This window comes from Bartonella sp. AA18HLJMS, from assembly GCF_042197245.1.
Classification (GTDB): domain Bacteria; phylum Pseudomonadota; class Alphaproteobacteria; order Rhizobiales; family Rhizobiaceae; genus Bartonella.
This window is the reverse complement of the sequence record NZ_JBHIRP010000057.1, coordinates 1-2,061: the sequence shown is the minus strand read 5'-3', so window position 1 is coordinate 2,061 and position 2,061 is coordinate 1. Positions and strand designations below refer to the sequence as shown.

The 2,061-nt window shown below is 39.1% G+C and carries 2 protein-coding genes and 2 pseudogenes; all 4 read left to right on the top strand.

Features of this window, described 5'->3' with window-relative positions; genetic code table 11:
- Window positions 1-132, top strand: a pseudogene (locus ACFINW_RS09840) (DUF3792 domain-containing protein); the annotation flags it as partial.
- Between the two features lie 231 nt (window positions 133-363).
- The gene (locus ACFINW_RS09835) at window positions 364-513 is read left to right on the top strand and encodes a hypothetical protein (protein WP_375641282.1); all 150 of its coding nucleotides are present in this window, start codon (window positions 364-366) and stop codon (window positions 511-513) included.
- A gap of 64 nt (window positions 514-577) precedes the next feature.
- Entirely contained in the window at window positions 578-1,768 is a 1,191-nt protein-coding gene (locus ACFINW_RS09830) for a hypothetical protein (RefSeq protein ID WP_375641284.1), read from the top strand.
- Window positions 1,765-2,061, top strand: a pseudogene (locus ACFINW_RS09825) (MFS transporter); the annotation flags it as partial. The gene ACFINW_RS09830 and the pseudogene ACFINW_RS09825, both read left to right, overlap by 4 nt.

Sequence of the window (2,061 nt, the reverse complement as noted above, 5' to 3'; positions counted from 1 at the left end):
GCGACTAAAGCCACAAAAACAGCCTCCAATATGGGGTGGTGGGGCTTTTTAGGAAGTCTGGTAGGCGCCATTATTTCCAGTGTTTTTGGCTATTATGGTTATAGAAGCCGTAAAGACACTTTCATGCTTTAAAACGTCTACCTGTCTACCTTTAAAGCAAATACATAAAAAGCTGCACTATGCGTGCAGCTTTTTTTGTAAATTCTTCTTAATCACTCTAAAATTCAGCCCTCTTATTTAAAATGCTCTTTGCAATCAACATAACATTTGACAAAAAATAAAATCTATACTAAGAGGAAATAAGTGGTAATTTTTTTATTTTGGTTATCATTGTTTTTTTATCAACTATAAGGGGGGAAATACATGAATATTTCACTTAATGAAGTAAAAGATGCTGTTGAATTGACTGCTGACGAAGTTGTGCCAACTGCAATGCTTACTAAGTATGCACAGCGTAACGATATTCAAATTTGTCAAAATGAGCTTGATGTGAATGGTTCGTTAGAAGTTTAATAATGTATTGTTGATACAGATCTATTTACATATCCAACTTTAAAAATTAAGCTTATTTAATAGCATGTTTCAGTTATTTTCAGAGAGCTTTTCTCAAAAAATTTGGGCTAAGCAAGCAGCTGAATTATCAATTTCACACATCCCTTTCGATGAAAGGGATGTTTTGAATGCTTTAAGACAATACGCTCTACATCCTCATAAACTCTTAGCTCTTAATCCTAAATCCGAAGTAGTAACAGTGGTTAATGGAGTGCGGAGTCCACGTCCTCTTTCAAACTTTCTTGTTTTAGATACGGATAGAACTATAGAAGAATATACTGCCCGCGTTGACCAATATGCCGAAGGACAAGAATGGGCGGTCATGTATTATGGATTATACGCTGCAACCCCTGTTCTATGGGATGTGGCAAAACAATTTGCAGATCAATTAGCTCATTCTTTAGGTTTTAGGCCTGGTGGACGCGTAGATATTGACTGCTTCATTGGCCGGTATTCTTCTACCCATGTTGGGATCCATGTAGATCACGCTCATAATTTTGGTTTTACTCTACAAGATGGCAAAACAATGTTTGCATGGCCCAGTACACGAGAAGACCTCCAAGGGCTAAAATATCCTGAATATGAAGCGCATAAATTAACAGCAATTGCGCTGCAAAACCGTACAGACCGTGTTGCCTACTTTCCCCATGATGCTTTCCACGTTGCTGAAACTGGAAAAAATATCGCGGCAAATATCAATATTGCTTTTTGGGAAACAGCACACGATGCACAACATCATAAAAATTATGTCACGCATTTACTCCATCTTGATGATCGAACGCGACATGATATCCGCGCATCAGGAAGAGCAAATTTAAACCCTGATAATGCTTTTCAACACTCTGCACTAAACTCCGCCATCGCAAATGGTACCTTAAAACGCCATATGCTGGTTTCTCAATTAATTTGTGATACAAGTTCACGTTTATGCATCGGTCGCCCCCTTGTTGACGTCTCCGAAATTGAAAATGAAATCACTCTTCGCCCACCTGCAACCCTGCAATGGGTGCCCTTAACTGAAACAAAAGAACTGCTCATCGCAGCAAATGGGCATTGCGCCAGTTTTGAGTATAGCTCTCATCTAGAACATTTCCTTTCTCAACTTTCATCAGGAAAAAAATTAGATCTAGCAAAATTAAATGATAAACCACATGACACAGCACAGAAGGAAATTTTAAAAGCTGTAAAAGCTTTAGCATGTTGGGGAGCATTGTGACAAAGAAAAAATCCATGATTTTTACCCAAATGGGACTTTTCCTTGTTTTGGGCTTTAGCAGCTTTGCCGATGAAACAGCACAAGTTACATTTGCTCTACACTTAGCAGAAAGCACAGCATCTATTTCAATGCTGCTGTTTGCAGGGCTTGTCGGGGCAATTTGTGCCGGACCAATTGCACCACGCCTCTTGCATCGCTTCCAACCAGCGCGAACAATACCCATTGTTTTATTGTTTGAAGCACTCTTTATAGCCACAGCTGCAATCGCCAACCAATTTTGGGTTTATATTGCC

What these genes read in the sequence shown, in the direction of transcription:
- ACFINW_RS09835 (WP_375641282.1), top strand. Translation starts at nt 364, where the DNA reads ATGAATATTTCACTTAATGAAGTAAAAGATGCTGTTGAATTGACTGCT.
- ACFINW_RS09830 (WP_375641284.1), top strand. Translation starts at nt 578, where the DNA reads ATGTTTCAGTTATTTTCAGAGAGCTTTTCTCAAAAAATTTGGGCTAAG.